Below are 12,744 nucleotides of genomic sequence, written 5' to 3' on the forward strand. Positions count from 1 at the left end.
GCAGCCCCACGTGTGCCGGGTCAGTGCCAGGCCGACTCTCCTCTCGGCGTCACACCCTGGGCCTGAGCAGAGTGATCTTCGAAGCGCCCTGTTCCGTGACGTACAGGGTGCCCTTGGCCGTGTCCTCCGTGACGTCCAGCGGCTGTTGGAATCCGGTGAACCCGGTGATGCCCGTCGTGGGCGCCGACAGCTTCCCCTGCGCGTCGACGCCGAACACCTCGATGTCCTGGCCACTGCTGTAACGGACCACCAGGAGCTTGCCCTTGAGCGCGCCGCCGAAGGCGTTGCCGCGGTACTCGACGACCCCGTCGGCGGAGGCGTGCAGCCCGGCGTCGTACATGCCGGCCGCGTCCAGGTTGCGGTCCGGCTGGGTGCCTACGGGATAGCCGGTGACCTCGAAGGGACTGGTGCCCGAAGTGGGGTTGCCCCCGGCCAGCACCCACTCGCAGCGCGCCGGGTTCGGGTGCCCGTAGTAGCGGTTCTTCTTCACGTCGAAGACGTAGTCGGTCTCCGCCACGGGGTTGGACGTGATCCCCGGCACGGTCGGGCCCGTGTAGGCCCCGGCCGTCGCCGCGTCGATCCGGCGGGAGCAGGCGGCGGGCAGCGGCGTGGGCGTGGCGGGCGTATTGCCCCCGGCCGCGGATCCGTTGGTGGGTGTGTAGAGGTGACCGTTGGTGTGCCACACCAGGTCATAGGCGTTGCGGACGCCCGTCGCGTACAGGGTCAGCGGTGCGTTGGCGGCGAACGGGTCGTACGTTCCCGGGCTCTCGGTCCGCACGTCGACGGCACCGGACGCCGGGAGCTTGGCCGGGTCGAGGCGCAGCACGGCGGCGTTGAGCAGGTGCTCGGGGCGATTGCCCCACGTCGGGTCGGCGGCGCCCATGGCGTTGTCGGCGCCCTGCGTCACGTACAGGGCGCCGTCAGGGCCGAACGCCAGCGAGTTGGTCTCGTGGTCCTTCACGGACCGGGGCAGACGGCTGATCACCTCGGTGTACGTGCCGAGCCCCGGACCGCTCAGTCTGGCGATGCTGCTGGACCAGTCCGGCTCGTTCGGTGTGCCTCCCGCGTACATGGTGTTGGAGGTGATCCACAGAACCGGGCTTGCCGCCGTGGACGAGGGGTCGAACGCCATCCCGATGACGGAGCGATTCGGTGCTCCCGGCAGGCCGCGGGCCGTCGCGTCCGTGCGCACGGTGGAGATCGTCTCCGCCCCGCTCAGGGTGCCGTCGGCGGCGATCGCGTACCGCAGGATGTATCCGTCGAGTGTGGACGCGTACAGCTTGCCGTCGGGGCCCTTCACCACGGAGGCGAAACTCCTGCCCGTCGCCGACGTGGCCACCTTGTCGAAGGCGATGGTGCCTGTACCGGTGCCCGCCCCGGTGGTGAACACCGAGCTCCATGGCGTGAAGCTCCGCCCGTCCAGGTCCCGGGCGCCGTTGGTCACCGAGAAGCGGTAGCGGGTGTTCTCCTTGAGTCCTGTCGTCGGCGACAGGTTGATGACGTCGCCGCCGCCGCTGGTGATCACGTGGGCGGGCACGGCGGCCCCGGTCACCGACTCCTTGAGGGCGACCGTGCCGCCGGTGAGGGTCGCGGTGTCGACGCCCGGGCCCACCAGGCGGAGGTCCGCCACGACGCTGCCGGTCGGTGCCGCGCCGGTCGCCGTGTTCGCCGGGGTCACCGTCCTGACCTCCGGGTGGACGGCGGAGTCGGCGAGCGGGGCCATGGTCACGTACGCGATCTTCGTGTTGCTGCCCCCGAGCGGACTGATCGTCAACCGGCCGTCCGCCACGGTCGGTTGAACGGTCCTGGTCTGGTACTTGGTGGTGGACGTGGGGACGAAACCGTCGACCGCGTTCTGGTTCTCGACCTGGAGCGCGTGGGAGCTGTCGATGCTCGTGGCGTCGCCCACGGTGACCGTCACCGTGTAGGTGCCGTTGGGCACGGCGATCTCCCACCGGCCCGGGGTCTTCACACCGGCCGACGAGGCGGGCAGCTGCATGTGCACGAGGGTGGCGAGGAGCCGGTCGGGCTCGGCGGTGCCTCTGTCCCGGCCGTTGCCCGTCAGGTCGAGCGGGGTGGTGTCGGTCAGCCCCACCCAGCCGTAGGTGAGGCCGGTGCCCTGGTCAGCGCCGGTGCGGGCGCCGAAAGCCTGCCCGTAGTCGAGTGCGTAGCCGCTCACCGGCACGGTGGCGGCGGTGCCGAAGTCGATCTTCGCTGAGAAGGTGGTGTCCGCCCGCACCTGCGCGGGAGCCACCAGGGCGACAACTATGAGGGACAGGGCCAGCAGGAACCCCGCCGCGCGGGGCGATGGCCCGCTCCGTGAGTGACTGCGTCTTCGAAGGCGTAATACGGTCACGGTCTTCTCCCGTCGAGAGTCGAGCAGGGAACACGCCCCGTGACGTGGCGACCGGCGCCCGGGGCCCGGGGCCTTAACGTGCCCATGACTGCCCTGGGCGTGGCGGTCCAAGCGGCGGCCGTGCCGGGCCCGCGCCGGCCGGCGGCCCGCCTGCCGCGTGGACGCCCGCGACCTGCTGGGTTGCGATGAACCTCTGCCTCCACAAGCGCATTTGGAGTGCTTCGGGCACGACACCTACGTATGCGCCTCCTACTGATGAGATATCAGTGCGCATCAGCCGGTGCGCTCCCGCGAGCATGCGCGGCGCCTCGATGGACGGTGGACCACGACGGTGAATGCGGCGATAGGTGCGCCCGCTGGCCGCGCGGCTGCGGCGACGAGCCGATTGGCGTGAGAACGCCCTTTACATCCCTGCACTCCATTGACATGGTCATGCCTCCATCTGCGCACCCGTCGCGCATCTCCGGGGGATTTCATGCCGACCCGTCTGTTCGCATCCTTTCCGTACCGCAGACTCAGATCCACCGGCCTCATAGCGTTCGCGCTCGCCGCCGTCGTCGCTGCGCTGCTTCCGTTGACCGGAGGCAGCCCGGTCATCGCGGCCGCCGGATCCGGCGCCACCGCAGCTCCCGATCCTCGGCACCCGATGGCGGCGCCGCACGAACCCGTGGTGCCGGCCGACGCCATGGAACCCACCGCCCCCGTCCTGCCCAGGGACGGCTGGACCGTGTCCGCGAGTGACGAGGAGACCGCGTCCGAGAACGGACGCGCCGTCAATGTGCTCGACGACAGCACCGCCACGTTCTGGCACAGCAAATGGAGCGGCACCGCCGCGCCGCTGCCGCACACCCTCACCGTCGACATGCACCGGACGGCCGTCGTATCCGCACTCGTCTACCAGCCGCGCACCAGCAGCGCCAACGGCAGGGTGGGTTCGTATGTCATCCATTTGAGCGCCGACGGTACGAGTTGGGGTTCCGCCGTCGCCTCCGGCACCCTCGGCGACGACGCGACCGCCAAGACTCTGAGTTTCGCCGCGCAGGGAGCCCGCTACGTGCGGCTCACCGCGACGAGCGAGGCCGGCAACCGCGGCCCCTGGTCGTCCGCGGCCGAGCTCAACCTCCTCGGCGACCCCGGCTCACCCGCCTCCGTGGTCGACCTGTCGCGGACCGGGTGGACGGCGACGGCGAGCGACGAGGAGGTGGGCGCCTCGGCGAACACCGCCGCCAACGTCCTCGACGGCGATCCGGACACCCTCTGGCACAGCCGGTACTCCGGTACCGTCGCGCCCCTGCCGCACAGCATCACCATCGACATGAAGAGCGCCCGCGACGTCTCGGCTCTCACCTACCAGCCGCGCAGGACCGGGGCCAACGGCCGGGTCGGCGCCTACACCGTCACGACCAGCACGGACGGCACCACGTTCGGGGCACCCGTCGCGAGCGGCACCTGGAAGGACGACGACACCGTCAAGGGCGCCACCTTCTCCCGCACCGTCAGCGCGCGTTACGTGCGCCTGACGGCCACCACGGAGGCGGGCGGGCGCGGGCCGTGGTCCTCGGCGGCGGAGCTCCGTCTCAGCACTCCGGCGAACCCGGCGACCGCCGGTTCCTGGGGCCGGGTCACCGGATTCCCGCTGGTTCCGGTGGCCACCGCCCTGCTGCCGAACAACAAGCTGCTCGCCTGGTCCGCGTACGGAGTCGACCGCTTCGGGGGAAGCAACGGCTACACCCAGACCGCGATCATGGATCTCGGCAGCGGAGCCGTCACCCAACGACGGGTCGACAACACCCGGCACGACATGTTCTGCCCCGGCATCGCGGTCCTGAAGGACGGCCGGGTGCTGGTCACCGGCGGCAGCAACGCCGAACGGGCCAGCATCTATGATCCGGCCACCGACGCCTGGTCGGCGACCGGCGACATGAACATCGCCCGTGGCTATCAGGCCATGACCCTGCTCTCCAACGGCGACGCCTTCGTCCTCGGCGGCTCCTGGAGCGGCGGCCGGGGCGGCAAGAACGGCGAGGTCTGGTCGCCGTCCACCGGCACCTGGCGGGGGCTGCCCGGAGTGCCGGTGACCAACACCATGACAGCCGACCCGGCGGGCCCCTACCGGGCCGACAACCACCAGTGGTTGCACGCGACGTCGGGCGGCCGGGTCCTCCAGCTGGGACCGAGCAGGCAGATGAACTGGATCTCCACCCCGGGGGACGGCTCCGTCACCGCCGCCGGAACGCGGGCGGACAGCGCGGACGCCATGAACGGCAACGCCGTCGCGTACGACATCGGCAAACTCCTCACACTGGGCGGTGCGACCGCGTACGAGAACACGACGGCCACCCGGCGCGCGTACACCGTCGACCTCAAGGGCGGCGGTACACCGGTGGCCGCCCGCACCGGTGACATGGACTTCGCCCGTTCCTTCAGCAACAGCGTGGTCATGCCGGACGGCAAGGTCGCCGTGTTCGGCGGGCAGTCCTATCCGGTCCCGTTCAGCGACGCGACCTCCTCGCTCACACCGGAGATATGGGACCCGGCGACGGGGCAGTTCACCCGCATGGCGAGCATGGCCGTGCCGCGCAACTACCACAGCGTGGCCAACCTGCTGCCTGACGGGCGCATCTTCTCCGGGGGCGGCGGCCTGTGCGGCGACTGCGCCACCAACCACGCCGACGGGGCCGTCTTCACCCCGCCCTACCTGCTCAACGCCGACGGCACCGAGCGTACCCGGCCCGTCATCACCGGCACGGTGCCCGCCCACGTGGCCAACGGGGCGGCCGTCCCCGTGACCACTGACTCGGCGGTCACCTCGTTCGCCCTGGTGCGGGCGGGCGCCGCGACCCACTCCACCGACAACGACCAGCGGCGCGTACCGCTCACCTTCACCCGCAACAGCGCGACCTCGTACACCCTCGACGTCCCCTCGGACCCGGGGGTGGCACTGCCCGGCAGCTATCTGCTGTTCGCGCTCAACTCGGCCGGGGTACCGAGCAAGGCCCGGATGGTCAGCGTGGACTGACGGCGCGCACGACGAAGCCCTGCTGAACAGACGGCGGGGCTTCGCCGTGCGGGCTTGGCCAAGGCACGGACGCCGGCATGCGGATGGGACCCGATGCCATCGGCCGGATGCAGGGACCAACGAGGTGGACCTTGCTCAACTGCTGTGCCAACGAAGGCGCTCATCGTGACTGACGGTTGCCGAGTCGAGGGCACTGAATCGGCAACCCCTCGACTACCCGGCTACTCAAGTCCACGAAGACGGAGGGCGTCCCTCAATTCGCTGAGCTTCTCGGTCGTCGCCGGGGTCCGCTCCTTCGCCTGTCCAGCGAGTCGGAGGGCATCCTCGATCTCTTTGAGTTTCGCGTACGACAGGGCGCCGCTCGTCGAACTCGACCCACCAGACTTCGCCACGTTGCACATGTCCTCCTGACCCAGGACCGCATGCGTTCGCCGCGTGACCCTGACGCGCTGGAGACAGGCACGGCCACGTTGATCATCGGTGTGTGAAGACAAACGATCACGCGGTGGCCGCAGGTCACAGCGTAGACCCTGCCCGCTGGCAGGAGGCGTTCGTTGGCCTGATGAGCCGGATAGCCGGGCGGTTCGCGCGGGTTGAACGAGTGTTGTGTCCGGCCCGCTCACGGCCCGACCCATCGGCCCATCGGCTCAGCTGGTCCGCCCGGCGACGCAGCCACCAGGCGCGATCACAAGCCAGCCACTACTGGGGACAAGCGTGACTGAGCACTTCGGCTGGCCACCCTGAGCACCGAAGCTGGTCACCCCTGGCCAAGATGCTGAAGGGTTCATCGGTCGCTGGGAGTAGGTCCTGCGCCTCAGGCGCGCTTCGCGACTGCTGGCTAGGGTCGGTCCTCATGGAGACCATGGGAATCGTCCGCCGCCAGACGGCGGAGCGGGTAGGCGACGCTCTGGAGCGGCTCGTTACCGAGCGGGATGTATGGGTGTCGACGGCTCACCCTGACCACGGGCCGCACCAGGTGCCGCTGTGGTTCTTGTGGGACGGACGAGCAGTGTGGGTGTGCACCAACGCCACTTCCGTGACTGCGCGAAACGTCCGCAAAGAGCCGCGCGTGCGCCTGGCGCTACCGGACACCTTCGACGTGGTGCTCCTCCAGGGGGAGGCGGAGTGCTTCCCGGACCAGGAGGTGCCCGGAGACGCAGCGGAGGCCTTCGCCGACAAGTTCGGATGGGATCCGCGCGTGGATGAGGGTTCCTTTCTGTATGTACGCGTGACCCCGAGGATTGTGCGCGCTTGGCGCGGCGAGCCGGAACTGCGGGGGAGAGTCATCATGCGTGACGGAATGTGGCTGGAATAACGGCCGTCCCTCGCCGACGCGCCTCCCTCGGATCCCGATCTGCAGCTGGAGTGCTAAGACGTTGTCCTATGTGGTGAGGCGGAGTAGAACCTCAGCATGGGTTAGGGAACGCGGAGTTGGATCGTTCCAGACGCCAGACGGGCTGTGGAAGATCGCGAAGCCATTGCTTCCGGCCCGGACACCTTCGTCTTGCGGTAGACCACTGGAACGCCGCACTCCTCTACTGCGTTCCGTGTTCGTAGCCGGCACTGCGGCATGGCGAGCCGAACTTCCTTGAAGCCGTGCCGTTTCGCACCCGGGCCTGTTCAGGTGGACGGCGGTGACCAGTTCGTGGGCGACCTCGGGTACGGGTACGCCGTGGCCCCGCAGTCTGCGGGGCCACGGCGGCCATGGTGTCGTCGATTCTTCAGGGCCCGCCCTGCCGGCCGCGCTCACGGCCCGCACGGCGGCGCCAGGGAAGCCTCCCGGTTCGCGCTCGGCCTCGGCTGGGTGAGGGCGCGCACCGGCGCCCTGACGGCAGTGCGGCTCGTTTGTTCCGGGGGTGGTCCCGGCGGCGCGATCAGTAGGGGGATGCCGAGTTGGTCTCGGCCCAGAGCTTCTCGGCGTCGGAACCTGCCGGGGGCGGCACGAGCCCGTTGATCATCCAGAGGTCATCGCTGGTCTCGTCGATGTGAAACTCCCAGTGCAGCCCTGCGCTCCGTTCGAGGTGGGGCTGCAGCATGCCCCTGATCCATTGGGCGGTTCGGCGCCGGCTCTGCTGATCCGGGTTGCGGCGGGCGATGTGGTCGATGGTGATGCGAACTCCGGCGGGGGCGGGCTCGCCGCCGACGTAGAAATCCTCGGGCCGGGTCTCGCGGAAGAGCGTGACCACGTAGAACCGGGGCAGGCCGACCTGTTCGTAGTGGTCGGCGATGTGGGAGGCGAGCTGGTGCTTCTCCGCATCGGTGAAGGTTCCGGGCGTGTGGTGAATGGTCCACAGTGGCATGGCGGTTGCTTACTCCTCGAAATGTCGGGACGGGGCGTCAACGGGCGGGCGAGAAAGCCAGGTGTTCCACGGGGCCGGACAGTGCCGCCTTGGCGGTGGCCGAGGCATCGTCCGCGAGCACCTCCGTGGCCTCGGCCTCCAGGCCGTCGACGATCCGCGCGGCCACCTCGGCCGGCGGCGCCTTCGGCAGTTCGAAGGCGGAGGTCATCCCGGTGTCGATGAACCCTGCGTGTACGCCGACGACCTGGGTGTTCTGGCGCCCCAATTCGAGTCGGAGCGAGTTCGTGACGGACCACGCCGCCGCCTTGGATGCCCCGTAGGCGCCGCTGCCGGCCAGCCAGGACAGCACGGAGTGCATGTTCACCAGGGCGCCTCCGCCGTTCGCGGCCAGGATCGGTGCGAACGCTCGTGCCACCCGCAGCAGCCCGAAGACGTTGACGTCGAACGTCTCGGTGACGCGTTCGAGGTCACCCGTGAGCAGCGGAGCCGGCAGCAGGACTCCAGCGTTGTTGAACACGATCTCGGCATCGGCGGCGGCCTCCGCGAGGGCGGCGGCCGACTCCGCCGAGCGGACCTCCAGTTCGGCGGTGACCACCTCCGGGCGGTTGTCGGTGTACTCCGAGCGCGCGGTCGCGTACACCTTTCGCGCCCCGCGGGCCAACACCTCGTCCACCAGCGCCGCGCCGAGCCCCCGTCGGCCCCCGGTCACCACGACCACCCTGCCTGCTACTGCAACCACAACATCTCCCACCTGGATAACGAAGTCGTTAGCCAGATGGAAGCATGACTCGCTGGATAACGCAATCGTTAGTTACAATGGCGGGGTGGCGATGAACTTCGAGGAGCGGTTGCACGACCGGGACGCGTGGTCGGTCGGCGACGGATGCTCGGCGGCACGGGTGCTGGACCTGCTCAGCACCAAGACGGTCTTCCTGGTGGTCCGCGAATGCTTCTACGGCACCACCAGGTTCGAGGACTTCGTGGAGCGGATCGGGGCCTCGGCGCCCGCGGTGTCACGCGCACTCAAACAGCTCAAGGCCGCGCAGATCGTCGCGCCCGTTCCCTACCGGGAACCGGGGAGCCGGGCCCGCGAGGAGTACCGGCTGACCGAGGCCGGCGAGGACCTGCTGCCGGCGTTCCTGTCGCTGATGCAATGGGGCGACAAGTACCTGCAGGAAGGCCGCCCGCCCCTGACGTTCGTCGAGGCCGGCACCGGCCGCTCGGTACGGGCTGGCGTAACCGCCGACCCGGCACCGGAGGTGGCGTCCGACGACATCGAGATCCGGCTGAACCCCGTCTGGGAGCGCAGCTGAACCGGACCTCCCGGCGAACAGGCCAACCTCAGCGGCACTTCCTGCACCCCGACCGCCCCCGCCGATTGCCTTGAATGCGCATGGGCGACATCGGTTCCGGAGGTGGCGTGCGCCCCGCCCCCAACTTCACCCGCCTGCGTCGGCGACCCGGTGCCATGGGGTGCGCGCCCGTTCCCGCCCCGAGCGACTGCGGCTACCGGCTGACACGCACGTCCCCGGCCGTCGGCCACCAGGACCTCGCCGCAGTGGGCAGGCTGCCGCCCCGCGAGATGCGTGGGAGGCCGTGCCCGTCACCGTCGGCAACACCGTCCCATCCTCGCCGTCGACGCCGTTGCCTGCGCCATTGCCGCGGGGCAAGCGGGCGAGGCGGTCGAGTTGTTCGAGACGGGCCGCAGCTTGCAGTGGGACCAGTTCCTGGCTCGCCCCCCCGGAGTCCGTCGCGGAGTCCAAGGATCGCGGGTTCTGCTGACGCGCGGGTCGGCCGTCTCGGCGCAGTACGAGAACTCCGGCAGATTCGTCCCGGCCAAAAGGACGCCCCCGGCAGTCCGGAGCCAGGTGCTCACCACGTACGAGACGGACCGCGACATCCCGCGCGCCGTCGAAGCAGGAGTCGCCGGTTACCTTCTGACCTCGCTTCAGCACCCACGCCCACCGCGCCGGCCTACACGTCCGTCCACGCCACGCCCATGCTGCTGCGCAACCACACCCTCGGTGTGCTCAATCTCTTCCGCCGCGCCCCGGCAGGCCTCCGACGGTGGGCCGGCGTCGCAGTCGCGGCGTTTTGATGATGTCGCCGCCGAAGGTGAGGCGGCCGACGATGGCGGCACACAGCTGCGGATCGGTGAAGGTCCTGGTCTGCGGCACCGCCGTTCGCCACCAGGAAGGTGGGGGGAATAGGGCCATTCATCAGTCGGTTGTCGGAAGTTGATCACGTATATGCGCTGCACCGATAAGGAACCGCCATGAGCCAGCTGCCCCTTGACACCGAAGCCCACCACGACGGGCGCCTCGAAGGGCGCACGGTCGTCCTGATCGGCGGTGGTTCGGGCATCGGGCTGCGGGTTGCGCATCACGCGGCCGCTGCCGGCGCTCGCGTCGTCCTGGGAGGCCGCACTCCCGAGCGACTGGCCGCCGCGGCGGAGCGGGTGGGTGACTCGGCGACCTGGCGGGCCGTGGACGTCACGGACGGCGCCTCGCTCGCGGCGTTCTTCGCGGAACTCGACCGCGTGGACCACCTGTTCACCTCTGCCGCCTCCTACCAGGTGGGCCCGATGCTCGAGCTGGACGACGACGCGGCGGCGAGCCCGTTCGTCTCCAAGTTCTGGGGCCAGTACCACGCCGTGCGATGCGCCGCGCCGAAGCTGGCGGCGGATGGCTCCGTGGTGCTGATGTCCGGTGCTGCCGGGGCCCGGCCCCCGGCGCCCGCACCCGCCTACGCCGCCTGCAACGCGGCGATCGAAGGACTCGGGCGAGGGTTGGCCCTTGAACTCGCACCGGTCCGCGTCAACGTCGTCTCGCCCGGCACCATCGACGGCAACCTCTGGGCGCAGCGACCGGCCGCAGACCGTGAAGGCGCCTTCGCGCAGTACCGCAGGGACACGATCCTGCACCGGCTCGGCACCGAGGACGACATCGCCCACGCCGTGCTGTTCCTCTTCACCAACGGCTTCACGACCGGTTCCACCCTCTATCCCGACGGCGGCTACACCCTGCGGTGACCCCATCCGCGGGCCGGCGGACCGTGGCCCCGGGCGTTTCGGCTCCGCGTTGCTGTGCCCGTCTCGGTGCGGAGGGTCTCTCGCAGCAGGGGCGTATCAGTCCGCGGTGATGCCGGTGAGGACGGCGAGAACGGCGAGACGGATGCGGTTGTCCCGGCCCGTCTTCGTCATCAGGTTCGCTACGTGCGTCTTCACCGTGGTGACCCCGAGATGCAGCCGGTCGGCGATCTGCTTGTTGGACAGGCCCACGCCGAGCAGGCCGAGTACTTCCCGCTCGCGGGGGGTGATGGCCGGCACGGGGATGTCCGTAGGCGTGTCGGAGGACGGCCGGGCCTGGAGAGCCTGAGTGACGAGGCGGTCAAGGATGTCCCGGCTGAAGGGTGCCTCTCCGTTGGCGGCCCGGCGTACGGCGTCCAGGAGTTCGGCCGGTGGGGTGTCCTTGACGAGGAAGCCGCAGGCTCCGGCCGCGAGTACCGGATACAGGTGGTCGTCGTCGTCGAACGTGGTGAGGGCGACGACCCGGGTGGCAGGGCGCGCCGCCAGGATACGGCGGGTGGCCGTGATGCCGTCCATGCCGGGCATTCTCAGGTCCATGAGGACGACGTCGGGGGTGAGGCGTTCAGCAAGTCGTACCGCCTCTGCTCCGTTGTCGGCCTCGCCCTGGATCTCGATGTCCTGTGCCTGCTCGAAGAGCATGCGCAGCCCCATGCGGACGAGTTGCTGGTCGTCGACGACGAGGATGCGGATCACAGCTGGGGCTCCATGTCGGGTGTGAAGGCGGGCAGTTCGGCGGTGAGTCGCCAGCCCTGAGCTGCGGGGCCCGCGTGCAGCCGGCCGCCGAGCAGGCTCACGCGTTCGCGCATGCCGGTCAAGCCGTGTCCGGTCGGGGCCATGGCCGGTGGTCCGGTTTTTCCGGCCCCGTCGTCGTGGATCGTCAGGTGCACGGCGTCATCGGCCACTCGCACGGCCAACTCGGCGTGTGCGCCGGGTCCGCCGTGCTTGGCCGCGTTGGCCAGGCCCTCTTGTGCCAGGCGGAGGACCGCGAGGCCCCGTACCGCGTCGAGCCGTGCGACACGGGGATCCACGGAAGCGGTGACGGCCAGGCCGGTCTGGCGGCTGTGTTCCACCACCGACTCCAGTGCCGCCGCCAGTGCCCCGGGCGAGACCAGTGAACCGGTGTCGGGACCGGTATGGTCCAGGGCGCGCAGTACAGCCACCAGGCGCCGCAGATCAGCCAGTGCCGCGCCGGCGCTCGAGTGCATGTCGTCGAGGACTTCGGTGATCCGCGGGTCGGTGGTGCTGGTGGCGGTGATGACATGTCGGGCGACGCCAACGCGCAGCACCATGGAGGAGACGTGGTGGGCCACGAGGTCGTGCAACTCGCGCGCGATGGCGGTGCGCTGCGCTGCGCGGGCGGCCAGCAGCTGTTGCTCGGCGCGGAGTTCCTGCTGTTCTGCCTGTTGACGGGCGTGCACTGCGGCGTCGCGGGTCACGCGTACGTACGCGCCCAGGAGCAGTGGCAGGCCCGCGACGATGCCCATCTTGTAGAGCACCGGCAGGAGTGCGCCGGGCAGGTCCTCAAGTCGGTTCACGGCAACGGCAAGCGCCAGGGCCGTCGTCCCGGCGGCCAGGCGGCGCCCGGGCTGTCGAACCGCCAGCTCGAAGAGCGTCACAGCGGCCAGCACCTTCAACGAAGAAGCGGTGCTCGAGCCCAGCGTATGTGCGACAACGAGCAGGACCGACTGCGCCAGGAGCGCGCCGAACGCCCACTTGCCCGCGGCCAGGCACAGCACGAGCCCGGCTGCGGCGAAGCTCCAGTCCTGTGCTCCGGACGGTCGCTGCAGCAGCAGGAAATCGCCGATCAGTAGGCCGGCGAGCGCCAGGACCCGTATGACGGCGAATCGGCTGTCGAACGCAAGCTCGATCCAAGATCGGTTCACGTGGGCCACGATAGGCGGACGCCCGTGCTTTTGGGGTCCTGCCGTGGGAGGAGGGCAGCTCCTCCTGCCGGCCGCGAGGTCCGGCCCGAGGACGGAGT

10 protein-coding genes are annotated in these 12,744 nt (G+C 69.9%); 4 read left to right on the forward strand and 6 right to left on the reverse strand.

Going from position 1 to position 12,744, the window contains the following annotated elements; translation table 11 throughout:
• Nucleotides 1-49: 49 nt before the first annotated feature.
• Nucleotides 50-2,254 carry a PQQ-dependent sugar dehydrogenase gene (locus AC07DI_RS32385; protein WP_478908032.1) on the reverse strand — a complete coding sequence of 735 codons (2,205 nt, stop codon included), beginning with the start codon at nucleotides 2,252-2,254 and terminating at the stop codon, nucleotides 50-52.
• A gap of 577 nt (nucleotides 2,255-2,831) precedes the next feature.
• Here AC07DI_RS32385 and AC07DI_RS32390 point away from each other — a divergent pair.
• Nucleotides 2,832-5,375 (forward strand): discoidin domain-containing protein, encoded by a 2,544-nt coding sequence (locus AC07DI_RS32390; protein ID WP_478908034.1) that lies wholly within the window; start codon nucleotides 2,832-2,834, stop codon nucleotides 5,373-5,375.
• An 853-nt stretch (nucleotides 5,376-6,228) separates the two neighbouring features.
• On the forward strand, nucleotides 6,229-6,690 hold the full coding sequence (locus tag AC07DI_RS32395) for a pyridoxamine 5'-phosphate oxidase family protein (protein WP_478908036.1): 462 nt from the start codon (nucleotides 6,229-6,231) through the stop codon (nucleotides 6,688-6,690).
• 559 nt (nucleotides 6,691-7,249) lie between these two features.
• Here the strand turns inward: AC07DI_RS32395 and AC07DI_RS32400 are convergent.
• Together AC07DI_RS32400 and AC07DI_RS32405 are read right to left on the reverse strand one after the other, a co-directional pair.
• Entirely contained in the window at nucleotides 7,250-7,675 is a 426-nt protein-coding gene (locus AC07DI_RS32400) for a tautomerase family protein (protein ID WP_478908038.1), read from the reverse strand.
• 37 nt (nucleotides 7,676-7,712) lie between these two features.
• Nucleotides 7,713-8,414: an SDR family oxidoreductase gene (locus AC07DI_RS32405; protein ID WP_478908040.1), complete on the reverse strand. Its 702-nt coding sequence runs from the start codon at nucleotides 8,412-8,414 to the stop codon at nucleotides 7,713-7,715.
• Between the two features lie 91 nt (nucleotides 8,415-8,505).
• On the opposite strand from AC07DI_RS32405, the gene AC07DI_RS32410 reads away from it, so the two are divergent.
• On the forward strand, nucleotides 8,506-8,988 hold the full coding sequence (locus AC07DI_RS32410; protein WP_478908109.1) for a winged helix-turn-helix transcriptional regulator: 483 nt from the start codon (nucleotides 8,506-8,508) through the stop codon (nucleotides 8,986-8,988).
• Nucleotides 8,989-9,278: 290 nt separating this feature from the next.
• Here AC07DI_RS32410 and AC07DI_RS32415 read toward each other — a convergent pair whose 3' ends face one another.
• Complete coding sequence (locus tag AC07DI_RS32415) at nucleotides 9,279-9,575, reverse strand: amidase family protein (RefSeq protein ID WP_478908042.1); 297 nt, start codon at nucleotides 9,573-9,575, stop codon at nucleotides 9,279-9,281.
• 375 nt (nucleotides 9,576-9,950) lie between these two features.
• Here AC07DI_RS32415 and AC07DI_RS32420 point away from each other — a divergent pair, with 375 nt between their 5' ends.
• Complete coding sequence (locus AC07DI_RS32420; RefSeq protein WP_478908044.1) at nucleotides 9,951-10,706, forward strand: SDR family oxidoreductase; 756 nt, start codon at nucleotides 9,951-9,953, stop codon at nucleotides 10,704-10,706.
• Nucleotides 10,707-10,802: 96 nt separating this feature from the next.
• Here AC07DI_RS32420 and AC07DI_RS32425 read toward each other — a convergent pair whose 3' ends face one another.
• Together AC07DI_RS32425 and AC07DI_RS32430 are read right to left on the reverse strand one after the other, a co-directional pair.
• Nucleotides 10,803-11,456 carry a response regulator transcription factor gene (locus AC07DI_RS32425; RefSeq protein WP_384253305.1) on the reverse strand — a complete coding sequence of 218 codons (654 nt, stop codon included), beginning with the start codon at nucleotides 11,454-11,456 and terminating at the stop codon, nucleotides 10,803-10,805.
• Nucleotides 11,453-12,646, reverse strand: a complete 1,194-nt coding sequence (locus tag AC07DI_RS32430) for a sensor histidine kinase (protein WP_478908047.1) — start codon at nucleotides 12,644-12,646, stop codon at nucleotides 11,453-11,455. Before AC07DI_RS32430 ends, AC07DI_RS32425 begins: the two co-directional genes overlap by 4 nt.
• Nucleotides 12,647-12,744: the final 98 nt, after the last annotated feature.

It is taken from the genome of Streptomyces sp. NPDC044106 (assembly GCF_056433985.1).